At 64.0% G+C, this 24,564-nt stretch carries 13 protein-coding genes; 7 read left to right on the forward strand and 6 right to left on the reverse strand.

The window, feature by feature from the left end; translation table 11 throughout:
* Positions 1 to 5: 5 nt before the first annotated feature.
* Genes brxC through brxL form a run of 4 tightly spaced genes read left to right on the forward strand, consistent with a single transcriptional unit; the run spans position 6 to position 11,536 of the window.
* Positions 6 to 3,485 carry a BREX system P-loop protein BrxC gene (brxC, locus tag ACWF9G_RS26795; protein WP_452518687.1) on the forward strand — a complete coding sequence of 1,160 codons (3,480 nt, stop codon included), beginning with the start codon at positions 6 to 8 and terminating at the stop codon, positions 3,483 to 3,485.
* A complete protein-coding gene (gene pglX / locus ACWF9G_RS26800) occupies positions 3,485 to 6,907 on the forward strand; it encodes a BREX-1 system adenine-specific DNA-methyltransferase PglX (protein ID WP_452518629.1) in 3,423 nt (1,140 codons plus the stop codon). Before brxC ends, pglX begins: the two co-directional genes overlap by 1 nt.
* On the forward strand, positions 6,900 to 9,398 hold the full coding sequence (pglZ, locus tag ACWF9G_RS26805; RefSeq protein WP_452518631.1) for a BREX-1 system phosphatase PglZ type A: 2,499 nt from the start codon (positions 6,900 to 6,902) through the stop codon (positions 9,396 to 9,398). The genes pglX and pglZ overlap by 8 nt, the downstream gene beginning before the upstream one ends.
* A 14-nt stretch (positions 9,399 to 9,412) precedes the next feature.
* Entirely contained in the window at positions 9,413 to 11,536 is a 2,124-nt protein-coding gene (gene brxL / locus ACWF9G_RS26810) for a BREX system Lon protease-like protein BrxL (protein WP_452518633.1), read from the forward strand.
* A 288-nt stretch (positions 11,537 to 11,824) separates the two neighbouring features.
* On the opposite strand, the gene ACWF9G_RS26815 is transcribed toward brxL, so the two are convergent.
* From ACWF9G_RS26815 to ACWF9G_RS26830, 4 genes are all read right to left on the reverse strand, one after another.
* The gene (locus ACWF9G_RS26815; protein WP_452518635.1) at positions 11,825 to 12,787 is read right to left on the reverse strand and encodes a TniQ family protein; all 963 of its coding nucleotides are present in this window, start codon (positions 12,785 to 12,787) and stop codon (positions 11,825 to 11,827) included.
* Entirely contained in the window at positions 12,784 to 13,842 is a 1,059-nt protein-coding gene (locus tag ACWF9G_RS26820) for a TniB family NTP-binding protein (protein ID WP_452518637.1), read from the reverse strand. Before ACWF9G_RS26820 ends, ACWF9G_RS26815 begins: the two co-directional genes overlap by 4 nt.
* Positions 13,833 to 14,843 carry a Mu transposase C-terminal domain-containing protein gene (locus tag ACWF9G_RS26825; protein WP_452518639.1) on the reverse strand — a complete coding sequence of 337 codons (1,011 nt, stop codon included), beginning with the start codon at positions 14,841 to 14,843 and terminating at the stop codon, positions 13,833 to 13,835. Before ACWF9G_RS26825 ends, ACWF9G_RS26820 begins: the two co-directional genes overlap by 10 nt.
* A 1,043-nt stretch (positions 14,844 to 15,886) precedes the next feature.
* Positions 15,887 to 16,627, reverse strand: a complete 741-nt coding sequence (locus ACWF9G_RS26830) for a TnsA-like heteromeric transposase endonuclease subunit (protein WP_452518641.1) — start codon at positions 16,625 to 16,627, stop codon at positions 15,887 to 15,889.
* Between the two features lie 268 nt (positions 16,628 to 16,895).
* Between ACWF9G_RS26830 and ACWF9G_RS26835 the strand changes: the two genes are divergently transcribed.
* Both ACWF9G_RS26835 and ACWF9G_RS26840 read left to right on the forward strand, forming a co-directional pair.
* Positions 16,896 to 17,591 carry a PadR family transcriptional regulator gene (locus ACWF9G_RS26835; protein WP_452518643.1) on the forward strand — a complete coding sequence of 232 codons (696 nt, stop codon included), beginning with the start codon at positions 16,896 to 16,898 and terminating at the stop codon, positions 17,589 to 17,591.
* Positions 17,592 to 17,602: 11 nt separating this feature from the next.
* Positions 17,603 to 19,078 carry a DHA2 family efflux MFS transporter permease subunit gene (locus ACWF9G_RS26840; protein ID WP_452518645.1) on the forward strand — a complete coding sequence of 492 codons (1,476 nt, stop codon included), beginning with the start codon at positions 17,603 to 17,605 and terminating at the stop codon, positions 19,076 to 19,078.
* Positions 19,079 to 19,101: 23 nt separating this feature from the next.
* On the opposite strand, the gene ACWF9G_RS26845 is transcribed toward ACWF9G_RS26840, so the two are convergent.
* Entirely contained in the window at positions 19,102 to 20,754 is a 1,653-nt protein-coding gene (locus ACWF9G_RS26845) for a molybdopterin-dependent oxidoreductase (protein ID WP_452518647.1), read from the reverse strand.
* A gap of 422 nt (positions 20,755 to 21,176) precedes the next feature.
* Here ACWF9G_RS26845 and ACWF9G_RS26850 point away from each other — a divergent pair, with 422 nt between their 5' ends.
* A complete protein-coding gene (locus tag ACWF9G_RS26850; RefSeq protein ID WP_452518649.1) occupies positions 21,177 to 22,661 on the forward strand; it encodes a DHA2 family efflux MFS transporter permease subunit in 1,485 nt (494 codons plus the stop codon).
* A 68-nt stretch (positions 22,662 to 22,729) separates the two neighbouring features.
* Here ACWF9G_RS26850 and ACWF9G_RS26855 read toward each other — a convergent pair whose 3' ends face one another.
* Positions 22,730 to 24,526 (reverse strand): AMP-dependent synthetase/ligase, encoded by a 1,797-nt coding sequence (locus ACWF9G_RS26855; protein ID WP_452518650.1) that lies wholly within the window; start codon positions 24,524 to 24,526, stop codon positions 22,730 to 22,732.
* Positions 24,527 to 24,564 lie beyond the last annotated feature (38 nt).

Raw genomic sequence — 24,564 nt, forward strand, 5'->3', positions numbered from 1 at the left:
GCTCGATGCAGCTCGACCAGATCTTCGCCAAAGACATCCAGCGTCCGATCGAGGGCGTTATCAAGGCCGATGACGCTGCGCACCTGGGCACCGAGGTCGATGAGTACGTCCTGACCAACGAGGCGGCCAAGGGTCTGGAGACTCTGCTGGAGGAGTACACCTCCTATTCCAATGCCAACGGCGTGTGGATCTCGGGCTTCTTCGGTTCTGGTAAGTCGCACATGCTCAAGATGCTCGCCCACCTGCTGGGTGATGTCGAAGGCCAGGACTACCCGCGCCAGGACGTCTCGGACGACTTCCGCGCCAAGACCCCCGACGCTTTCCTGCCCGGCCTGCTCAACAAGGCCGACCGCATCCCCGCCAGGAGCCTGCTGTTCAACATCGACCAGAAGGCCACCCTGATCAGCAAGGACCAGAGGGACGCCCTGCTCAAGGTGTTCGTCAAGGTCTTCGACGAGTCCCGCGGTTACTACGGCAATCAGGGCCACGTCGCCCGCTTCGAGCGTGACTTGGACAACCGTGGCCAGTATCAGGCCTTCCAAGAGGCGTTCGAGCGTATCGCCGGCATCCCCTGGGCTCAGGGTCGCGAACAGAGCGCCTTGGAAGGGCCAAGCATCGACGGTGCCTTCGCCGAGGTCAACGGCGGGAATGCCGACGGCATCATCCGTCAGTACAGCGCGTCGTACGAGCTCGCGATCGAGAACTTTGCCGACGAGGTCAAGGCTTGGCTGGATAAGCAGGGCGACCCGGCCTTCCGTCTGAACTTCTTCGTCGATGAGGTCGGTCAGTTCATCGGCAGCGACACCCAGCTGATGCTCAACCTGCAGACCATCGCCGAGTCACTCAACACCAAGTGCTCCGGGCGGGCGTGGGTGTTCGTGACTTCGCAGGAGGACATGGACAAGGTCATCGGTGACCGTACCCGCCAGCAGGGCAACGACTTCTCCAAAATCCAGGCCCGCTTCAAGACGCGATTGAAGCTGACCAGCGCCGACGTCGAGGAGGTCATCCGCAAGCGTCTGCTCGAGAAGAATGACGCAGGTATTGGCGCGCTGAGCGTCATCTACGCCGAGCAGCACGCCAACTTCAAGACGCTGTTCGACTTCGTCGACGGAGCCAAGTCCTACCGCAACTACATCGATGAGGCGCACTTCGTCGGGACCTACCCATTTGTCAGCTACCAGTTCCCGCTGTTCCAAGCCGCGATCGAAGGCATCTCCGACCACAACGTCTTTGAGGGCCGCAACAGCTCGGTCGGCGAGCGCTCGATGCTCGGCGTCGTCCAGCAGGTCGCCAAGGAAATCGGCAACGTCGAGGTCGGCCAGCTCGCCACCTTCGACAGCATGTTCGCCGGAATCCGCGCTTCGCTGAAGTCGGCCGCCCAGCGTTCGATCGACGTCGCCGAGCGCAACCTCGACAACAAGCTGGCTATCCGCCTGCTCAAGGCCCTGTTCCTGGTCAAATACATCGAAGGCTTCCAGGCGACCCCGCGCAACCTCACGGTGCTGGTCTACGACCGCTTCGGCCTCGACCTCCCGGCACTCTCTGAGCAGGTCAAGGAAGCACTCACGCTCCTGGAAACTCAGACGTATGTCCAACGCAATGGCAACGTCTACGAGTATCTGACCAACGAAGAGCAGGTCATCGAGGAGGAGATCAAGAACGTCGACATCGACGCCTCCGAGGTCAGCAGTCGACTGTTCAAGATTCTGTCCGGCGACGTCATCAAAGCCAATAAGGTCCGCTACACCAAGAATGGCCAAGACTTCCCGTTTGGCTTCAAGCTCGACGACCAGGCTCATGGCCAGCAGCGTGAGCTAGCGGTCCACTTCATCTCTCCGGAGTACCCGTACTCGCCCGAAGAGATCCGCATGCACAGTGCGGGTAAGGACGAGCTGCGCGTCATTGTCGAGCCGGACGCCCGCGTTCTGTCCGACCTGCGGCTGCTGATCAAGACCGAAAAGTACATCAAGCGCAAGCTGAGCACCTCGATCTCGGCCATCGAGGGGCAGATCCTCCAGACCAAGGGTGCTCAGAACAGCGACCGTGAGAAGGAGCTGATCGAGCGGGTCAAAGCCTCGGTAGGCAAGTCCACGTTGGTCATAAATGCCGCCGACATCACCTCCTCCAGCTCGCATGATGCGCTGGTTCGGGTGACCGACGGCTTCCAGGACCTCATCAGCCGGACCTACACCCAACTCAAGCTGCTTGGCGGCAAGACATATAGCGAGCAGCAGATTGCCGGTGCGGCCAACCCCGACAACGGTCTATTCGCCGCAGAAGAACTCAGCAAGCTCTACGCGCCGGCCGAGGAGGTTTTGTCGTTCGTCCTGCGCAAGGAGGCACTCGGCGAGCAGGTTACGGTCAAGACCGTCGTCGGCAGCTTCACGGCAAAGCCCTACGGCTGGGACCTGGCCTCGATCGAAGTCCTGATCGGCTACCTGGTCGGTACTTCCAAGGTGACGCTCACGGTCGACGGCAACGTCCTCAAGCGGTCCGAGGTTGCGACGGCACTACGCAACACCCAGAAGCACGCCCACGCCGTGGTGTCGCCGCAAAAGACCTTCGACGAGCGCAAGGTCGCGGCGTTCCGCAGGTTCTGCACCGACTTCTTCGACGAGGGCAACACGCCGAAAGATCCACTGGAGCTATCTCGGCACGGCGCCGACAAGCTGAAGGGCAAGCGCGACGAGCTTAAGGCGACGGTGACCGGATCGAAATACCCATTCGTCAGCCAGCTCCAGGCCGCGATCGACTTGCTCGATCAGGTGATCGGCAAGCCCGACGACTGGTATCTGACCGAGTTCAATCTCGACGCCGATCTGCTCGACGCCAAGGACAGCACAATCGATCCGATCCAGGCGTTCCTCGTTGGCGGGCAGAAGGCAATCTACGACCAGGCCGCCGATCTCCTGGCTAGCCATAACAGCAACCTCGGCTACCTGTCGTCCGGCAGCGATGCCCCGGTGCGCACTGCACTGGATGATCCGAATGCGTTCCGCGGCAACAAGATGAACCAGCTCAAGCAGGCCACCGACCAGTTGCGCACCCAGATCGACGAGGTCGTCACCGGCAACCGAGCCCAGGTTATCGAGGCGATCGAGGGGCGCAAGGCCGAGATCGAAGGCAGCACCTTCTACACCAATGCGACCCCCGCCTCTCAGGAGAGTGTGCTAGGCCAGGTTGACCAGACGATCTCCCGAGTCCTTACCCAGAACCAGGTCGCACTCATCCGCGAGACCGGGTCGAGCTTCGAGGAGACGGTCTTCCCGCATCTGCTCGACCAGCTGGCAGCGGCTCAGCAGGGCGGTGATACCGATGACAGCGCAACACCGCCTCCGAAGCAGACCGTGTCGGTGAAGACCATCTCGGCTATCAACATCTCCGGGGTGTTGGAGACGGAGGAGGATGTCGACCGCTACCTCGGTGCCCTGCGCACAGCCCTCGTCCAGACTCTGAACGACGGAAAGCGAATCTCACTCTGATGGAAACCGCACCCCTGAAGTCGTTCGCCACCTGGGCGCGCAAGGAACTCATCCGTGAGGTGACCGCTCGGATAGCCGTTGTGCTGGCTCCCGCCTCGCCTGAGCGGGTGGAGCAGCCAAAGGCCATCGAAGCCCTGGAGAAGGCCATCAGCGCGGCTGGTGGGGGTGACAGGGGCAAGGCAGCGATCGCTGACCGGGTCGCCTACACCTGGTTCAACCGAATCATCGCCCTGCGGTTCATGGACGCCAACGGTTACACCGGCATTGGTGTCGTTTCGCCACAGGCCGGCGCCGAAACCGGTCAGCCCGAGATCCTGGCTGAAGCCAAGCGCGGCAACATCGACGCCGATGTGGTTGCGCGCAAGTCCGGCGAGACGGTCGCAGCTCTACTCAACGGAACCCGGCGCAGTGGTGACGCTCAGGGCGAGGCCTACGCCCTCCTGCTCGCGGCCTACTGCCGCTACTGGAACGGTGCCATGCCGTTCCTGTTCGAGCGGCGAGGCGACTTCACCGAGCTGCTCGTCCCAGCCAACCTTTTGGCAGATGACTCGGTGCCGGGCCGCGCCGTCAAGATACTGACCACCGGGGTCTGCCAGGACGTCGAGGTCATCGGCTGGCTATACCAGTTCTACATCTCGGAGCGCAAGGACGAGGTCTTCGCTGGCTTCAAGAAGAATCAGAAAGCCGGCGCCGACGAGATCCCAGCGGCCACCCAGCTGTTCACGCCGCACTGGATCGTCCGCTACCTGGTCGAGAACTCCCTCGGTCGTCTGTGGATGCTCAACCGTCCGTCCTCGCGTCTAGTCGATCAGATGGAGTACTATATCCCGCCGGTTGATGAGGAGACTGACGTCCTCAAGGTCAATACTCCGGAGGAACTCAAGGTCCTCGACCCCGCCTGCGGTTCGGGGCACATGCTGACTTATGCCTTCGACCTGATGTACGCGATATACGAGGAGGAGGGTTACGCTCCTGCGGACATCCCAGGCCTGATCCTCACTTACAATCTGTACGGAACCGAGATCGACCCGCGAGCTGGCGCACTCGCAGCATTCGCACTGTCAATGAAGGCGCGGGCTCGTCAACGTACCTTCTTAAACAAGCAGGTTGAGCCGAATATCTGTGTACTTGAGCCGATCTCCTTCTCGTTGCAGGAACTTGACTTCCTCTCCTCGAAAAACGACCGGGAGGAAGAGGCCGACTTCTGGAACCAATTCGCGCAGGCGGACATGTTTGGCTCGCTGATCCAGCCCGATCCGCATATGACGACCGCACTCGCTCGCCACCTGGATCAACTGGACGAAAGTGGTGATCTTCTTACGGTCGACACCCTCGACCGAGCCAAACGGGTCGTAATTCAGGCCGACTATCTCGCGCAACGATACTCGGCTGTCGTGGCGAACCCGCCGTACATGGACGCTCGGAACATGGGCGGCACGCTGTACGCCCATGTGGTCGAGAATTTCCCGGACGGTTACACGGGCCTGGACCTTGCCTTCGCACTGCGTGCGGAGAAACTCGTGCAGTCCCTTGGATTTATCGGGCTGTTGAATATGGATAGTTGGCTGGGAAACGTCGAATGTGCAGCCTTTCGCGACGTAATACGTAGACGGCTGGTACCCAGGGTCGTTCTCCACCTCGGTTCGCGGGCTTTTCCAGAGATAGACGGAGAAGTCGTCCGAGTGTCGGCCACGTTGTTCCAACGGGCTGCGCCGGGCACGTCTAGAACCACTTTCATCTCTGCCACGAGCGGAACGACCACAGAAGCCAAGATCTCTCAGTTCCGCGATCGTCAGCATCAATTTTCTCACCGCCTCGATTGGTTCGATGCCTTTCCCGGCAAGGTCCTAACCGCGTACGCTGCGCCTGACAAGGCGCACGATACGTTCTCAACGGCGCCGACCATGAACTCGATCGCAGAGGTTCGCACCGGCCTGCAAACTGGAGACAACGGACGTTTTCTGCGTTACTGGCACGAGGTGTCATACAACAAGATACGTGCCAGCAAGATAGCAGACACCGGCCGGTGGGTTCCGTACGTCAAGTCGGCCTCGCCGACTCGGTGGTTTGCCCGCGAAGACTTCGTCGTTGATTGGCACAATGATGGCTCCGATATTCGTGTTCATCCGGGTGCGCGGCCACAGAACATCTCTTATTATTTTCGTCCGGGTATCTCCTTTGGAGGATTAGCTGGCAGCCTCAAGGGGCGCTTAGTCGCTGCGGGCGCAATCTTCGATCAGAAGAACTCGATGGTTTTCCCTCTTGGCAAAACGACGGCGGGTCAACTTCTCGCTCTTATGAACAGCCCTGCCTTCGAGTCTCTGGCGCGGCTGGTATCATCCAAGGGATTTGGAGTCGGCGCAATGGCCCGATTGCCAATCCCCCCGGAAGCGTTGAGCACGCCCCGCGTTGAGGAAATCGCCGCTCATGCTGTGGCGCTCACGACCGTATTGTTTGATCGATCCGAAATCTCCAGGGGGTTTGCGGGCCTGAAGTCAATTCTTCTCGACGAGGATGGTTCCTCAGAGATTCGGTTGAGTATCGAGTCGGCAACAAAAAGGGAGGTGGAGATTCAAACAGAAATAGTTGAGTTGGAGCACGAGAACGCCAAACTCTTCGCCGAGGCGCTCCTGGCAATGCCGACGAACGAATCACATATTGGAGAATTGCCGGGGCGGGCTTCGGAATCAGCGCTAGTCCGCGACATTGTTTCGCACGCCGTCGGCTGTATGTTCGGGCGCTACAGCCTTGACGAGCCCGGCCTGATCCTTGCCGACCAGGGTGCAACCTTGCAGGACTACATAGCCAAGGTGCCTGCTTCGATCTTCAAGCCGGACCCGGACAACGTTATACCGATCGTCGACGGTGACTGGTTCGAGGACGACATCGTTGCGCGGTTCCGGCAGTTCCTCCGGGTGGCGTTCGGAGAGCAACACTTCGAGGAGAACCTGCGGTTCGTGGCCGAGGCACTCGGGGTGAAGAACATCCGCGACTACTTCGTGAAGTCGTTCTACAAGGATCACGTCCAGCGGTACAAGAAACGTCCGATCTACTGGCTGTTCTCCAGCCCCAAGGGGTCGTTCAACGCCCTGGTCTACATGCACCGCTATACGCCATCCACGGTGTCGACGGTGCTCAACGAGTACCTGCGTGAGTTCCGGGCCAAGCTTGCGTCGAGCCTCCAGCAGCAGGAGCGTTTGGCGGCTGGTGACGGTACGCCGCGTCAGCAGGCAGCCGCTCAGAAGGAAGCTGACCGCCTTCGCAAGGTTCTGCTTGAGCTCGACGAGTACGAACACGACGTGCTGTACCCGCTAGCGTCTCGTCAGCTGGCCATCGATCTTGACGACGGCGTGAGGGTGAACTACCCGAAGTTCGGCGCTGCCCTGAAGAAGATCCCGGGACTCGAGGCCAGCGATGAGTGACGCCACAACCGTCCGCCCGCACCTGCTGCGCTGGTTCGACAGTCGCCGGGTCGTCTTCTGGCACGACCCGGATGGGCAGTATGCCGCGGCCCTGGATGATCTCGGCCTGCCAGGTATCGAGACGATCCGGGTCGCCAACGATGAGTTCGCCGTCAAGAATCGGCTGCTGCATGACGAGCCGAAGGGCAAGTTCCTCATCTACCGCTCGGGCCCGGCGCCGACCGGCATCGGCAACTGGCTGTTCGACCTCGAGCTGGCCTACGGGGTCTTCACGGCCGATCGCAGCGCTCTCGCGGCCCAGGATCTTGGTCTCAGCGCGACAGGCGTCGAAGAGGTCGTCCAAGCGCACGAGAAGTTCTTCAACGCCACCAAGCGTGTCCAGAGCCTCAAAACACGTCTGAATCCCGAGGACGACGCCACCGACCTGCGCGCCAAGATGACCGCCGTATTGCTCGGCCTCAAGGACTCGCACAGCCTGCTCGAGATCACCCGTGCCCTCCTGATCGAGAACGCCAGCGAGCAGCACGCCAAATACGATGCACTCATCGATTTCGGGTTGGACGACTTCTACTGGCAGGGCGTCGCTCGCATCTACGGTTACGAGGCGCCCTCACCGAGTGTGGATGACTTCGTGCTGTGGATCTTCCAGCGGGCGATCGAGGGCTTCACGTCCGACCGTCCGGGCGGGTTGCAAAACATTCAGCTCGACTTCGCCAGCCTGCGAAACGACCGACGCAGCCAGGATGCCCTCGCCGCGCTGGCGAAGCGGGCCGCTCGTGACCTCGATTACAAGTCGCAGATCGAGGACGCGAGCTTCCGTGACCTGGTGGCGATCGACCTATTCGAGGAGATCGACCAGAAGATCATAAGCGACCTCGCACGGGACGTCGTCGATCAGGCTGTCACTCCGCGTGAGGTTGCAGAGGTCGTCCGGGCGCGTCAGAACAGCGTGTGGATCGACAACTACACGCAGCTCTACGCGGCCATCGTCAATGCCTCCGAGCTGCTGGACGAGATCGCCTCGCTCGACGTCACGATGCAGTCGTTCGACGACGGGCTGGAGCGGTACCGCCGTGAGTGGTTCCGTATCGACCAGTACTACCGCCGGTTCATCTACGCGGCCCGCACGGCTGAGTATCCCAAGCCGCTGGAGGTTCTACGCGACCAGGTCGAGAAGCGCTACGTCAACAAGTTCGTCTACGAGCTGGGCAACGCCTGGCAGCAGCAGGTTGACCAGGCCGAGAAGTGGCGATCAATCGCACTGCGTGCGCAGACAGCCTTCTACTCCCGCTATATTGCGCCGCTGGTGCGCGACGGCGAGAAGAAGGCGGTCGTCATCATCTCCGATGCCCTGCGTTATGAGGTGGCGGACGAACTCGGCTCACGCATTCGGCAGGAGGACCGCTTCGACGCAACGCTCGATGCCGTCCTCGGGGTACTGCCGAGCTACACCCAGCTCGGTATGGCGGCGCTGCTGCCGCACTCGACGCTCGAGTACTCGGCAGACGCCAAAACCGTTCTCGCCGACGGCCAGCCGACCAACAACACCGCCTTTCGGAGCAAGATATTGGAGGCCGTCGGTGGCTCAGCGATCCAGGCTGAGGACTTCAAGGCGTTGAACGCCGACGAGCGGCGGGAACTCTACAAGGCCAACCAAGTCTTGTACGTCTACCACAACCGGATCGACGCGACGGGCGAAAAACCCGGCACTGAGCGGCAGGTTTTCGAGGCCGTCGAAGCCACGCTGCGTGACGTCGTCGACCTGGTGAAGAAGCTAGCAAGCGCCAATGCCACCAACATCTTCATCACGGCCGACCACGGCTTCCTTTTCCAAGACGAGGCACTGGCAGACAGCTTCTTCCTGTCGACCCAGCCGCAGGGCGACGACATCAAGGTGCCAAACAAGCGCTTCGTGCTGGGCAAGGGTCTCAAGGCCGACAACGCCTTCGCCAGTTTCGAGGCTGCCCAGCTCGGTCTTGCGGGCGACATTGAAGTCCAGATCCCCAAGTCGATCCACCGCTTGCGCCTGGCCGGCGGCGGCTCACGCTTTGTTCATGGCGGGGCAACGCTGCAGGAGATCGTCGTACCGGTGCTGGCGGTCAACAAGAAGCGCAAGAGCGACACCCGGTTGGTCAACGTCGAGGTGTGGCCGGAGTCCGACAAGATCACGACCGGCCAGGTCGTCGTCCGCCTTTTCCAGACCGAACCGGTCAAGGACAAGGTCCAGCCCCGCAACCTGCGGGCTGGTCTGTACGTCGGTGAAACCCTGATCTCAAACGAAGTCGATCTGACCTTCGACCAGACCTCGTCTGACAAGCGTGACCGCTACCAGAGCGCTCGGATGCTGCTCAGCCAGGAGTCGAGCGACTACAACAACCGAGCGGTGGAGTTCCGTCTGGCGGAGCGCATTCCCAACACGAACCAGTGGCGAGTCTTCGCCAAGGCCGTCTACACGTTGAAGCGTTCGTTTGCTTCGGACTTCGACTTCTGAGGAGGGGAGCTGAGATGACTGAGACCGAGAACGAGGCGCCTGACGCCGGTGAGCCCCAGCAGGACGATCTCGACTACAAGATCAACCTCCTGTTTCCCGGGGTGGTCGTCCGCAAGGACTTGGTCAAGGCGGTCAAGGGCAACGCCATCGTGCCGTCGTACGTCCTTGAGTACCTGCTGGGGCAGTACGCCGCCTCGGACGACGAAGCCACCATCCAGGCTGGCATCGACGCGGTGCGGAAGATCCTGGCCGACCACTATGTTCAGCGCAACGAATCCGAGTTGATCAAGTCCACCATCAAGGAGCGAGGGCGGCACCGGATCATCGACAAGGTCACGGTCACCCTCAACGAGAAGGCCGACGTCTACGAGGCCGAGTTCGCCAACCTCGGGATCAAGGGCATTATCGTCGACTCGCCGGTCATCAAGGCCCACCCCAAGCTGCTCGTCGGCGGTGTCTGGTGCATCTGCGACATCGAGTACTTCCACACGACCGACCAGCGGGTCGTGCCATGGATCCTCGGTTCGATCAAGCCCATCCAGCTCTCGAAGTTCGATGCCGACCAGTACCTCGAAGCCCGGCGTGGCTTCAACACCGAAGAGTGGATCGACCTGCTTTTGCAGTCGATCGGATTCAACCCCGCCATGTTCAGCAGGCGAGGCAAGTTGTTCCAGCTCGTGCGCCTCATCCCGTTCGTCGAGCGCAACTACAACCTCGTCGAGCTGGGGCCGAAGGGAACCGGCAAGTCCCACATCTTCTCGGAGTTCTCGCCCCACGGGATGCTCATCTCAGGCGGCGAGGTCACCGTCCCCAAGCTCTTCGTCAATAATGCCAATGGGCGCATCGGCCTGGTCGGCTACTGGGACGTGGTCGCTTTCGACGAGTTCGCTGGAAAGAAGAAGCGCACCGACAAGGCGCTCGTCGACATCATGAAGAACTACATGGCGAACAAATCGTTCTCCCGCGGTGTCGAAACCCTGGGTGCGGAGGCGTCGATGGTCTTCGTCGGCAACACCTCGCACACCGTGCCGTACATGCTCAAGAACTCCGACCTGTTCGACGAGCTGCCCGAGTCCTACCACGACCCGGCCTACCTCGACCGCCTGCACTACTACATCCCGGGTTGGGAAGTCGACATCATCCGGGGCGAAATGTTCTCCGACGGCTACGGATTCGTTGTCGATTACATCGCCGAAGTCCTCAAGTCGATGCGCTCGCAGGACTACTCGGACCGTTATCAGCAGCACTTCACGCTGTCGCCCGACATCTCGACTCGTGACCGTGACGGCATCCACAAGACCTTCTCCGGCTTGATGAAGATCCTCTACCCGGCCGGTGAGGCCACGAAGGAGGAGATCGAGGAGATCCTCCGGTTCGCCATCGAGGGCCGGAAACGGGTGAAGGACCAAATCCTGCGCATCGACTCGACCATGGCCAAGGTCAAGTTCGGCTACCTCGATCAGGGTGGCGCCTGGCACGGCGTCGCCACTCTCGAGGAAGTCGAGTACCCGACCCACTACTACCGTGGGCGGACGAAAGAAGAGGAGAACGAGTCGAAGGAGGCACCGACCGAAACCGACCCGCTCGGCGGTGCAACGATGTCGACCGGCGTCGGGCAGTCTACCGAACCCGAACCGGAGCCCGACCTCTTCCAAGGGCACCGGGAGTACCAGCAAGGGCAGCGTGGCGTCTCGTTCGACTCGCTGCTTGTGCCGTACCTCCGAGGTGCCTCAACGATCACGATTGTCGATCCCTACGTGCGCATGTTCCACCAGGCAAGGAACCTTATGGAGCTGGTCGAGGGCGTCGCTCGTGCCAAGGACCCGGCGGACGAAGTCACTCTGAAACTTGTCACGGTCGAGAACCAGGAAGGTCCGGAAAAGGTTCAGCGGCAGCTCGAATTCCTGCTTCAGATCAAGAAGAGCGCTGGCATGCTCGGCATCGTCTTCGACGTCGAGCTCACCGACCCGACCGCGATCCACGACCGTTCGATCACGACCGATACCGGCTGGACGATCCTGCTCGGTCGGGGCTTGGACATCTTCCAGCGCGGAGCCGACAGTCCCTTCGATCTCGCCACCAAGTACCAGAAGTACCGCGAGCTCAAGGGCTTCGGGATCACCTACCTCCAGAAGTAGCGAATGATGGTTTCCTCGACACAGTCGTCGGCGGAACAGACGAGTCCCGATGGTGCGACAACCCGGTGGTAGAGCCGGGCTGGTTCGCTCCGATTTCAGTCGATGTCGCAGCCCACCGGGTGATGGTGTGGCTGCGGCAGCGTACTCGGCCTGGGGCCAATACCCCAACGCCGAATGCCGGTGCCTCTGATTGTGGTCGGTTTTGAAATGCCGATCACGACCGCGGGCTTCGAGCAAACTCGTCCAATTGTTGCGGTCTATGCACTCGTGGCGAAGCCGTCGTTGCAGTCACGATATGCTGATCAATTTCGTGGATGGCTCGCCTGGGGGTCGCCGGAATCTGTCGTGGCATCTGATCAGGTGAAGATGCGCGGGTGGGCGTAACCGCTCCCAGTCGATTCGGGTGGAGGTGAGCTCGTTGACCCATTTGGCGAGTGGGTCGCCGTTGTAGTACGGCCAGTAGATCCCGCCTTCGCCGACGATTCGTCCACCCAACTTCCGAAGGAAGCGAGTGAGTTTTCTCTTGCTGGGACCGATCCGTTGCCACTGTGGGGATGCGAGGACGACCGCGATGTCGACGACGTTGGGATAGCTCGCGGCGAGGTAGCGAGCATCGTCGATGGATACGCGCCCGCTCGGATCCAGTCCGAGCTGCGCAAGCCGTTGGTCGCAGGCGGCGGTAGCCGGGTGGTCAGGCAGTTTGTCCCAAATGCTGTGGGCGACATTGAACGCGTGAAGTATCCCGTGAGTCGCGGAGGCTGCGGCAGCACGGCGGTGTCGAGTGTGAGCCGCGGTAATGGCCGGAATATGGCCTATATCAACGATTAGCTGGTGGTGCTCAATGGTGCCGGTGACCCAGATTTTGTGTTTGGGACAGATGTGGACGTTGGACGGGTAGTAGCGGAAGACACGGCCTCCACGATGGCGGCGGGTGCAATGCGGGCAGGCTGGCCGTGGCGAGTTCAAGTGCACGGCGAGGTCGGCGCGTGTGCTACTTAGCTGTGGCAGCGCTCGGACCAATTGTGGTAGAGGATATCCGGTGATCGCGACGAGTCTGGCGACATGGTGAGGATGGAGTCTGAGTTGCACGAGGCCCGGTTTGATTCCGAGGTGATCGCGCAGGTCGTCGAGACTGAGGTAGTTGATCGCCGCGAGGCGGCGTAGGTACGACTCCGCGGTTTCGTTCAATGCCGGTGGGACAGGAATGGGCAGGCGCCTGGCCACACCCGGCGGGCGACGCAGTGACGTCACGCAACCCCCTTTCTCGTCCGAGCACGCTTCACGGGGGGCTGTGGGAGCGGGTTGTCGGCGGCGTGATCGAGGCGCTGTGCGTCCAGGTGGGCCTTGGTGATCTTCTCGGTCCGGTCGAGGATGGCGTCGACCGCCGCTCCGCGGATCAGATGGGAGACACTGCCGAGCATGCCGTCGGTGCGTTGGTAGAGGTATTGCCCGTACCGGTTCAGCGTTCCGGGACGGTGGTTGTGTAACCGCAATGCCTGTTCGAGGGTGAGAATTACCGCGCGCCAGTGGTCGCGTTGTTGCGGTGAGCCGTAGGCAAAGGGACGCGTGGGGATGGTCGCGAATCGGCTGGCGATTTGGCGGCCCCGGATTCCGGAGAACAATCCGGCGCGCTCGACGTCGATGCCGGCGTAGACGAAGGTCGCTGGGATGCGTTCGGAGAAATACTTCAGCTGGTCAGACACTTCGGCACCGGATCGTGTGGTGAGCGAGATATTGTGGATTTCGTCGACGAGGACGAGGTCGCAGCCGACATCGCACAGCACGGCGCACACGGAGTTGGTGATGTCGGTGAGGTTGGCTCGGCCTCCCGTGGGGAGGCCGAGGAAGCGGGCGAACTCGGCGGCGATCATTCGAGCGGTTGCCGCTGGTGGGACGGTAATGTAGACGACAGGAATGCGTGGTCCTCGCATAGGGTTTCGTCGCCGGGTGCTTAGTTCGTGAGCGAGTCCGAGCTGGGTCAGGGCGGTGGTTTTTCCAGTCCCCGCCGCGCCTGTGACGATGAGGCCACGTCGTGCCGAAATTTGTCGACGGTTCAGGATCAACAGGCGGCGAACAGTTTTGGTGATGTCCTGGATGGTTGGGGTGTTCACCACAATCAGGTCGGAGTGGTAATCCAGGCGCATCTCGTCATAGTCGGCGCGTTCGGTGGCCGACATTTCGCACCAGTCCAAGCGCAGCATGGGGGCGGTGCGGTCGCGGCCGACCCAATTTATCCACCCTTCTTTGGTGGTCACCGGCTCATCGGGCGGTGGATCGAAATAGGAATTTATGGCGTTCATGGCCATTTCTCCGCTTCCGCTGCGGCGTCGAAGACACCGAATGGTTCTACCCCGCCCCACTCCTGATCCACACTGACGGTTTCGGCATCGACGATGTCGTCTGGGTAGGCCTCGGCAGGGTCAGGCGACAGGCTGAGCGACTGCGTCGCGCGGGTTCGTGCGATGACTTTGCGGCCGGCCGCAGTTGATTTGGTGCCGTCTCCAGGGCCTGATGCTGCTCGTTGGAGGAGTTGTGCCAGCTCCCTGGCTGTCGCGGTTTCCGGTGGTTCGTCGGTGACGGATGTGGCGAGTTGGCGTGCGTGGCGCCAGGTGAAATCGGCGAACGGCGCGGACACCATCGGTGCGTGGGTCCAGGCCGCGGCGATCCAGCCGCCGTCGTGGTGGTTACGGATGAAGATCTGGGCCAGGTCGTAGGGGTCATAGCGCACTTCCCACGCTCCGTTGCGAGCGGTGACGCCGCTGTGTTGTCGACGGAACGGGTTCAGTGACTGATGGTCGTAGGTTCGGCGGTCGATGCGGACGCCGTAATCGTTGATGGTGCGCCACTTCGACGGCAGCAACTCGACGTAGTCCTCGCTCGTCAACATCAGCGGCAGGTAGCCGGCGGCGCTGACCAGCACGGCGTACATCTCGTTCGGCGACACCGCGCGGGCGGTGTCAGGACTGAGCAGTCCTTCGTGTGGGCGCCGTTGCCAGTGCAATACCCATTCGTCGAACAACTCCTGCAACTGCGGCAACGACCACAACGCACCGGCCTCGATGTCGCTGCCCCGGCGGGTTACGTCACGACCGACGTAGCCCGAGACGTGTTGGGTGAATAGAGTATTGATCGATTGAAAGGTCCGTTCGATCACGCTGTTGTCGGTGGGCGTTCGAGGGTGTGACGGAAATACCGATATCCCCAAACGCTCGCATGAATGCAGAAACGACTCCGACAAGAACACTTTCCCTCGGTCAGATCCGATCGCTTCGGGAATGATCACCGGTTTGGCGGCCGCGTCAGCCATCCTGGAATCGATATCGGCGAGGCTGCGATGAGGTAGCCGCGATACAGACATCCTCAAGTTCTCGGGCCAGCCGGGACGCATCGCCTCGGGCACCAACATTCTGGCCAAGAGCAATGACGCGTCGACCGACTTCGTCCCCGCTGGGCGTAGGACCCCGGCCGCGATGGTGCGGGTAGCGACGTCGACGGCTGCGGTAGCTCCACTCGGCGCGCGATCCCATCGTCGAACATCACCAGCACATCTAGGGGCGTGGTGTCGATCTGGACATGCTCGCCCGGTCGGCATGCCCACGTCACGGTGAACGGTCCTGCGGGGCGGTTGGCAGCGGATCGGCGGGTTTTTGCTGAGCCGAAAGTGTGGCGACCTGTCGACAACGCCGCAACCAGGCGATAGAACGTCGATCGAGAGGGGAGCGCGACGGTGTCCTCGCCGTAGCGATCGTCCAAGATCGCGACCACTCGCGCGCGCAGCCGGTCTCTGGTCCCGGAAGACTTTCTCGTCTCCGCGCCGACAGCCTCTTTGATCGCTTCGATAACTCGCTCGTCGGTCCTGCCGAGCTGAAGCTCGGTACGTTGCCCACGACCGTCGACGAGGCCGCGCAGTCCCTGGGATCGGTAGCGTGTTCGCATTCTCCGCACGGTCCTGGCGCTGACTTTGAGTCCCAGCGTTGCCAGCTCGGCGGCCTTCGCGGCTTCGCGTTCACTGAGTGGCCGCGAGGGGCAATATTGGGGCCGTGGCTCTGAATCGACGCTGCCAGGTACTATGCCGGTTTCGAGCTCGATGAGGTGTCGCTCCCACAGGCGCGCTCGTTCCGCGGCCTCCGGCGCCACATCGTCGAGGTTGTGTAACGGGAGGCTGACCCGTGGGCTTGTACTCGCGCCACCGACAACGCGAAAGCCTGTCGAGCTGACTAGGTGGAAGTAGTGAGACCGCCGTCGCGATGCCGTCTGTGTTGACCAGCCGCAGGACCGACCCTGTGATCGCGGAGACCTCGTACTCGTCGTCGTCGAATAACACCCGATCGCCGACCCGGACTACGCCGGTCACTGGGATCGCCTTGACACCGACGACGAACCTTCGAGGCGGACCGCCAGATCTACCGCCAATTCTCGGCGCCACAGCAAGTGGTAGAGGACCGGCAGCACTGCCACGTGGTCACCTACCCTGCGCGCCCCACTTATAAGAGGCTCTGGTTCGGTGAACACTTCCAGCAACGCCACCGCGACCGCATCGACTCGGAATCGAGGGTGCCGGTAAGCGGCCAGCCATCGAACATTCGCAAGCCAGATCGGGTCATGGCCGCTGACCAACCGATACGACCAGCCAACCTCTGCGCATGCTCGTTTGGTCGCGTCGAAGGCGGCACGGTCACGCGGCATGATCCGATGTGCGGGACGGCAATCGATCACCACACCGTCGCCATTGTCGAGGCGGGCGAAGAAGTCGGGTGCGTGCGATCGGGGCCGCAGACCTTCCGACCAGAACAGCCAAAATGGTTGTGCCGCATAGCCGATGACCTGCGCATCGAAATCCAGCGCGACCGCTTCATCGCGCTCAAGCCAGGACTCGTACCCCACATGAGCGCCAACAGTGCAGGAGTAATACCAGCCGGGGTTGTTCCGTTGCCCCTTGTACGACGGAATCGACCGCACGGGCGGGACCCGCTCGAACGCTACGTCTACCGCCACGGTCAGCGGGAGACGAGCCTCTGACAGGTCGGCATCGATGAATCCCACGACAAACCGCTCGTCGAAGGCGGCTGCAGAGCCGTCAACGACGGTCAAATCCCGGCCATAATTCATAGCATCACCCCGCTGAGCAGGTACGACACACAAGTGCATCAAGGTTAGGTCGAGATGGCCACGCGCGGTGAGACTTTGGCCAGCTTCGCAGCACATTGGCCATCAACGCTGGGACTTGGCCAGGTTGCTCGAGACGGGACAACGAGGTTCAGGGGCGGGTTGTCCTGGCATGTTTCGCGCCGTATATTCCTACTGGAATATTTGGTGTGGAACGAACCCCGCGCGGGGGCGTGGGAGTGGAGGTGGAACTGTGGGGCAGCCGGGACGCAATGCGATGACGCCGTTGGCGATCGCGGTGCTCGCGCTACTCGACGAGCGGCCCATGCATCCGTACGAGATGTATCAGTTGCTGATCGCGCGCCGGGAGGATCTTCTGGTCAAGGTGCGGCCGGGGTCGCTGTATCACGCGGTGGCCCGGCTCGTGGCGGATGAGATGGTGCGGGCCGAAGGGACCGAGCGGGAGGGGAATCGGCCCGAGCGCACCACGTATCGGATCACCGATGCCGGGCGTGCGGCGCTGCGGGGGCGGATTGCGGAGTTGCTGCGCACGCCGGTGCGGGAGTATCCGATCTTCCCGGTGGCGCTGGCCGAGGCGCACAACCTCCCGCTCGAACAGGTCGTCGCGTTGCTCGGTGAGCGTGTCGAACAGCAGGGCCAGGCGCTGGCCGATATCGACGCGATGATCGAGTGGACGCGGGTCAACGAGGTGCCGCGCCGGCACCGAGTCGTCCTGGAATACATGCGCGCGACGATCCAGGCCGATCTCGACTGGATCCAGCGGTTCGCCGCCGAACTCGACAGCGGCGCCGTTGAGTGGGAGCGGTTCGATCCGGTCACCGGCGAGCGGCTCACCCTCGACACCGTGACCGCCCAGGAATGGCCGACTCCTGACGCACCCGACCCAGATGGGCGGTCGGCGCCGCCCGTAGCTGACGTCTCCCGATAGGAACGAATTCGATGACCACCCAACGTAATCCGTGGCTGGCGCTGTTCGCGCTGGTGGTCGGGTTCTTCATGATCCTGCTCGACATGACGATCGTCGCGGTCGCCAATCCGGCGATCATGGCGGACCTGAACAGCGACATCTCCAACGTCATCTGGGTGACCAGCGCCTACCTGCTCACCTACGCGGTGCCGCTGCTGGTCACCGGCCGCCTCGGCGACAAGTACGGCCCCAAGAACATCTATCTGATCGGCCTGGCGATCTTCACCGGCGCCTCGCTGTGGTGCGGCCTGTCCGGCAGCATCGGCATGCTGATCGCCGCCAGGGCCGCCCAGGGCATCGGCGCCGCGCTGATGACGCCGCAGACGATGGCCGTCATCACCCGCACCTTCCCGCCGGACAAGCGCGGCGCCGCGATGGGCCTGTGGGGCGGCGTCGCGGGCCTCGCGACGCTGGTCGGCCCGATCCTGGGCGGTGTGCTGGTCGACAACCTCGGCTGGGAGTGGATCTTCTTCGTCAACGTGCCGGTCGGCATCATCGCGTTCGGGCTGGCCATGTGGCTGGTGCCGGCGCTGCCGACCAGCGACCACAAGTTCGACCTGGTCGGTGTCGCGCTCAGCGGTATCGGCATGTCGGCGCTGGTGTTCGGTATCCAGGAGGGCAATTCGGAAGACTGGTCGCCGCGGATCTGGCTGCTGATCGGGTTCGGCGCGCTCATGCTGGTGGCGTTCGTGGTCAACCAGGCCAGGAACCGGGGCGAGCCGCTGGTGCCGATGAGCCTGTTCCGCGACCGCAACTTCTCGCTGTCGAACACGGCGATCGCCGCGATGGGCGCCGCGGTCACCTCGATGATGGTGCCCTCGTACTTCTACCTGCAGGCCGTGCGCGAGATGTCGCCGACGGTCTCGGCGCTGGTCTTCGCGCCGATGGCGATCGTCACCGGTGTGACCGCGCCGTTCGTCGGCAAGTTCTCGGATCGGCTGCCGCCGCGGCTGGTGCCGACCATCGGTTTCACGCTGTTCGCCGGTTCGGTCTTCGCCTTCGCCGCGCTGATGACACCGGATTCGCCGATCATCCTGTTCCTGATCGCCGCCGCCGTCGCGGGCCTGGCCAACGCGTGCATCTGGGCGCCGCTGGCCTCGACGGCCACGCACAACCTGCCGATCGCCCAGGCCGGTGCGGGCGCCGGTGTCTACAACACCACCCGCCAGGTGGGTTCGGTGCTCGGCAGCGCCGCGATCAGCGCGTTGATCGCCGCCCGCCTGACCGCCAACGGCCTCGGCGGTGGCGCCCCGGTCGGCGAGGGCGCGGCCACCGGCCCGCTCCCGCCCCAGATCGTCGACGAGTTCAGCACCTCGCTGGCCCAGTCGATGCTGCTGCCCGCCGCCATCCTGCTCATCGGCGTCATCGCCTCGGCCATGTTCGTCGGGCACGGAAAGTCCGGCGCGGGCCGGGCACCCGAACCGGCGAAAGCCGACGCGAGCGCCTGATATCGCTGCGGCAGGCTGTGCCGCTACTGCACCTGGATGGTGAGGGTCGGGTAGCCGGTGGCGCCGTCGGGGATGACGTCCTGCTGGAGCGCCGTCTGTGGGATGCCGGTGGTGTCGGTGGTGCGGGCGCGGAGGGTGTGCTGGCCGGGGGTGGCGTCCCAGTCGTAGACCCATTGGCGCCAGGTGTCGATGGAGACCTCGGCGGACAGACGGGCGGGCCTCCAGTCGCCGTTGTCGATCTGGACTTCGACGGCGGTGACGCCGCGGTGCTGGGCCCACGCGACACCGGCGATCGTGGTGCGGCCCTGGGGAATCCGGCCGCGGCCGCGCGGGGTGTCGATGCGGGTGCCGGTCTTGATCGGGCCCCGCGCCGACCAGCCGCGGCGGGTCCAGTAGGCGGTGGCCTTGTCGAAGCGGGTGACCTCGAGTTCGGTGACCCATTTGGTGGCCGAGACGTAGCCGTAGAGGCCGGGCACGACCAGCCGGGCGGGGTAGCCGTGCTGGAGCGGGAGCGGTTCGCCGTTCATGCCGATCGCCAGCAGCGCGTCGCGGCCGTCGGTGAGTGCCGCGAGTGGCGTGCCGGCGGTCCAGCCGTCTTCGCTGGTCGAGAGCACCATGTCGGCGTCGGGCAGCGGGCCCGCTTCGGCGAGCAGTTCGTCGAGCCGGTAGCCGAGCCAGCGGGCATTGCCGATCAGGTCGCCGTTGATCGGGTTGGACACGCAGGCCAGCGTCACCAGCCGTTCGACCGGTACGCGGCGTGCGAGATCGTCCCAGGTGAGGGTGATTTCGCGGTCGACCATGCCGTGGATGCGCAGTGACCACGAGTCTGTGGACAGCTGGGGAACGATCAGGGCGGTGTCGATCCGGTAGAACTCACTGTTCGCGGTGAGATAGGGGGTCAGACCGGGAACCCGCAGCTCGGCATCCGGCGGCAGACCGGGTAGCGGGGTGGCGGGGGCCGGTAGATCGACGGTCGCCCGCTCGGCCGTGACATCGGTGCGCGCCCCGCCGAGCAGTCGTCCCGCCAGCCCGGCGCCGATGGCGAACACACCGGTCGCCGCGATCCCGCCGAGCACTCGCCGCCGCCCGCCGCGCACCTGGTCGGCATCTATCTGGTCTGTACCGGCCGGACCGACGCCCGCGCGCTCGGGATCGGTGACCGCGCCATCGGTCCGACCGGTGTCGGCCGGGCCGGCACCCCCGGTCCCCGTGTCGGCTACCCGCTCCGGCCTTCCCTCCGCGTCGGGCGTCTGGACTACTTCGTCGATACGCCGTGCCAGTCCCCGCAACGCGAGAATCCCTGCCGCAGTACCGATCAGCGCGGGCAGCGCCCCGCCGAATCCACCGACCCGGCCCGCCCCGACCACGGCGGCGAGCACTCCGAAGACGCCGAAGGTGATCGACCCGATCGGCCTGCCTTCGCGTTCGAGCGCCCCCGCCAGCCCGGCGACCACTACCGCCACCACCCCCATGCACACGAACAACACGGCCTTGTCGTTCGTCCCGAAGGTCTGGATCGCCCATTCCCGGATCCCGTCCGGCGTGTGGTCGACGACGCTCGCGCCGAGCGCATACGCGGGCGCACCGCTCGCGCCGGTGAACACCGCGACCAATTCGGCCACCCCGAGCACCAGCGCGGCCGCCACGATCCCGGCCACCACCCGCAAGAACGCCATGGCCCGAGCCTACGTCCGGATTGCCCTGGTAGCCGATGTGCGTACCGCGCCGAGGGTCTTCCACGACGGCGGTGTCTCGCAGGTGACGTCGAAGTGAGCTGTGCGCGAAGGCAATTCGCCGAATCCGAGCACCTCGATCTGCGAGGTGCGAATCACCGGCATCCAGATTCGGCATAGAAACCCGCAGAACTGGGCGGTTTGTTTAGTTCATTGCGTTCTCGCCGCTGGTGGCAGCACGAGCGCCCGGCATGGCGGAACCACCGATCCGGTGACTCCCGTCACCGAACATCGATCGTCGATGTCGCCGTGAGGTTGACGCCATGCGCGCGACGGATCGGGATAACCGGTGATTCATCTGCGCTCCGAAGGCTCTGCCCGCGCATCCGGGTTTCGCGCCGTCGCCGAGAAGAGGAACCAAAGCCGTGTTGTTCCAACGTAATCCGTGGTGGGCGCTGTGCGCGCTGATCGTCGGATACTTCATGATCCTGATGGACATGACTATCGCCGCCGTCGCCAACCCGGCGATCATGAGCGACCTCGATGCCGATATCACCGAGGTCATCTGGGTGACCAGCGCCTACCTGCTCGGCTTCGCCGTTCCCCTGCTGGCGGCGGGCAGGCTCGGCGACCGGGTCGGGCCCAAATACCTGTATCTGAGCGGTCTTTCGGTGTTCACGCTGGCCTCGCTGTGGTGCGGGATGTCCACCACCGTCGACATGCTGATCGTGGCGCGTGGCGTCCAGGGCATCGGCGCCGCGCTGCTCGTCCCGCAGACGATGGCGGTGATCGCCCGCATCTTCCCGGCCGAGCAGCGCGGCGCGGCGATGGGTGTCTGGGGCGGCGCGGCCGGTCTGGCGACCCTGGTCGGCCCGCTGCTCGGCGGTGTCCTGGTGGACAGCCTCGGCTGGCAGTGGATCTTCTTCCTCAATATCCCGGTCGGCATCGTCGCGCTGGCGCTGGGCGCCTGGCTGCTGCCCGTCCTGCCGACCGGTATGCGCCGCTTCGACCTGGTCGGCGTGCTGCTCAGCGGCATCGGTCTGTTCCTGCTGGTGTACGGCATCCAGGAGGGCGAGAACCAAAACTGGTCGGCCCAGGTGTGGCTGCTCATCGGCGGCGGACTGGTGACGATGGTCGTGTTCGTCGCGCACCAGGCACAGGCCGACGGGGAACCACTGCTGCCGTTGAGCCTGTTCCGGGACCGCAATTTCGCGCTGTCGAGCCTGGCCGTCGGGGCGATGGGCGTCGGGTTCAACGCGGCGATGGTCCCCGCCTACTTCTACTTCCAGGGGGTCCGCGGGCTCTCGCCCACCGCGGCGGCGCTGGTCCTCGCGCCGATGGCGCTGGGCACCGTGGTCTGCGCGCCCCTGGCCGGCCGTTTCTCCGCGCGGCTGCACCCGGCGGTCCTGCCCGGCGTCGGTTTCGCGCTGCTGGCGAGTGTCATCGGCGGGCTGGCGCTGCTGGTGGCCGACCCGGATGCCCCGCTGGTGGGCTTCGCGGTGATCGCGGCCTACGGCGGGGTGGCCAACGGCTGCATCTGGGCGCCGCTGCCCGCCATCGCCACCAGGAACCTGCCCGCGCATCAGTCCGGGGCGGGGTCCGGTGTCTACAGCACCACCCGTCAGCTGGGCGCGGTGCTCGGCAGCGCGGCCATCGCCGCCTTGATCGCGGCGCGACTGTCGGCGCACGGTTTCGACGGCGAGGCGGATGTGCACGGCGCGGTGACCGGTGCCGTGCCGCCGGCGCTGCGGGCCGCGTTCAGCGCCGCGATGAGCGAGGCGATGTACCTGCCCGGCCTCGCCCTGCTGGCCGGGGTGATCGCCTCGATGCTGTTCGTGCGCAACCGCCCGGAGCCACTGCCCGCCCCGGCCACCGTGCCCGCCCGGGATCCCGAACTCGTCTCGCTGTGACCCGGAAACGCGACACGGCCGGTCGCCCTGGCGGGCAACCGGCCGTGTCGGCGGTACGAACTATTCGATCACGAGTAGATCTTGTCGACCTCGCCCGCGTACTGCTTCATGACGACGGCGCGCTTGAGCGACATCTTCGGGGTGAGCTCGCCACCCTCCTGGGTCCAGTCGACCGGGAGGATGCGGATCTTCTTGATCGCCTCGGCCTTGGAGACCTTCTTGTTGGTCTCGTCGATCGCGGCCTGTACCTCGGCGACCAGCGCCGGGTTCTCGATCAGGGCCTCGATCGCGGTGTCGGCGGCGACGCCGTTGCGGTCCTTCCAGCCCGGCAGCGCCTCCGGGTCCAGGGTGATCAGCGCGCCGATGAACGGCTGACCGTCACCGACGACCATGACCTGGCTGATCAGCGGGTGCGCGCGCAGGGAGTCCTCGAGCACGGCGGGGGAGACGTTCTTGCCGCCCGCGGTGACCAGGATTTCCTTCTTGCGGCCGGTGATGGTGACGAAGCCGTCGGCGTCGATGGCGCCGAGGTCGCCGGTCTTGAACCAGCCGTCCTCGAACGCTTCCTCGGTGGCCTCGGCGTTGCCCCAGTAGCCGTTGAACACGACCGAACCCTTGAGCAGCAGCTCGCCGTCCTCGGCGATCTTGGCCGCGTGACCCTGGATCGGGCGACCGACCGAGCCGACCCGGATGAACTGCGGGGTGTTGACGGTGAACGCGGCGGTGGACTCGGTCAGGCCGTAGCCCTCGTAGATCGTGACGCCGGCACCACGGAAGAAGTGGCCCAGGCGCGCGCCCAGCGGGCCGCCACCGGAGACCGCGGCCAGGCACTGCCCGCCGAGGGCCGCCCGCAGCTTGCTGTAGACCAGCTTGTCGAAGACGAAGTGCTTGAGCTTGAGCAGCAGGTCGGGGCCGCCCTTGGTCTCGAGCGCCGTGCTGTAGGCGATGGCGGTCTCGGCCGCGGCGTCGAAGATCTTGCCCTTGCCGCCGTCGTGCGCCTTCTGCTTGGCGGAGTTGAACACCTTCTCGAACACGCGCGGCACCGAGAGGATGAAGTCCGGCTTGAACTCACCGAACTGCTCGACCAGGGTCGTCCAGTCCGAGCTGTGGCGGACGGTCACCTTGGAATCGAAGGCGATCAGCGCGACCGCGCGGGCGAACACGTGCGCCAGCGGCAGGAACAGCAGGGTCTTCTGGCCCTCGGAGACGAAGGCGGACAGCTCGATGCCGCCCGAACGCGACTCCGCCCACAGGTTCGCGTGGGTCAGCTGCACGCCCTTGGGGCGGCCGGTGGTGCCCGAGGTGTAGATCAGGGTGGCCGGGGAGGCCGCGCCGACCTGCTTGCGGCGGGCGTGCACGACCTCGTCGTCGAGATCGGCGCCGCGCTTGGTCAGTTCGTCGATCGCGCCCTTGTCGATCTGCAGGGTCTCGGCCAGCGCGGGCAGCGAACCGGCTTCGATCTCGTCGATCGTGGCGCGGTGCTTGTCGTTCTCGACGACCAGCAGCTTGGTCTCGGAGTCCTGCAGGATCCACTTGGCCTGCTCGGCGGCCGAGCTGTCGTAGATCGCGACGGTCACGCCACCGGCGGCCCAGATCGCGAAGTCCAGCAGCGACCACTCGTAGCGGGTGGCCGCCATGATGGCGACGCGGTCGCCCAGTTCGATGCCCGAGGCGATCAGGCCCTTGGCGACGCCGGTGACGGCCTTCTCGAACTGTGCCGCCGTCACGTCGTTCCAGCCGCCGCTGCCGTTCGGGACGTTGAACAACACCGTGTTCGGCGTCTCTTTGCCGAAGCGGAAGACGTTGTCGGAATTGTTCGCATCGTCCGGGATGGTGTAGGAAGCCGGAACTTCGAACTCTCGCATCTGTGCCCTTCCAGTGGGTTCTACTCGCCAGTAATCTA

It is taken from the genome of Nocardia sp. NPDC055029 (assembly GCF_053608525.1).

What these genes read in the sequence shown, in the direction of transcription:
- brxC (WP_452518687.1), top strand. Translation starts at nt 6, where the DNA reads ATGCAGCTCGACCAGATCTTCGCCAAAGACATCCAGCGTCCGATCGAG.
- pglX (WP_452518629.1), top strand. Translation starts at nt 3,485, where the DNA reads ATGGAAACCGCACCCCTGAAGTCGTTCGCCACCTGGGCGCGCAAGGAA.
- pglZ (WP_452518631.1), top strand. Translation starts at nt 6,900, where the DNA reads ATGAGTGACGCCACAACCGTCCGCCCGCACCTGCTGCGCTGGTTCGAC.
- brxL (WP_452518633.1), top strand. Translation starts at nt 9,413, where the DNA reads ATGACTGAGACCGAGAACGAGGCGCCTGACGCCGGTGAGCCCCAGCAG.
- ACWF9G_RS26820 (WP_452518637.1), bottom strand. Translation starts at nt 13,842, where the DNA reads ATGGCCATGAACGCCATAAATTCCTATTTCGATCCACCGCCCGATGAG.
- ACWF9G_RS26825 (WP_452518639.1), bottom strand. Translation starts at nt 14,843, where the DNA reads ATGGCTGACGCGGCCGCCAAACCGGTGATCATTCCCGAAGCGATCGGA.
- ACWF9G_RS26840 (WP_452518645.1), top strand. Translation starts at nt 17,603, where the DNA reads ATGACCACCCAACGTAATCCGTGGCTGGCGCTGTTCGCGCTGGTGGTC.
- ACWF9G_RS26845 (WP_452518647.1), bottom strand. Translation starts at nt 20,754, where the DNA reads ATGGCGTTCTTGCGGGTGGTGGCCGGGATCGTGGCGGCCGCGCTGGTG.
- ACWF9G_RS26855 (WP_452518650.1), bottom strand. Translation starts at nt 24,526, where the DNA reads ATGCGAGAGTTCGAAGTTCCGGCTTCCTACACCATCCCGGACGATGCG.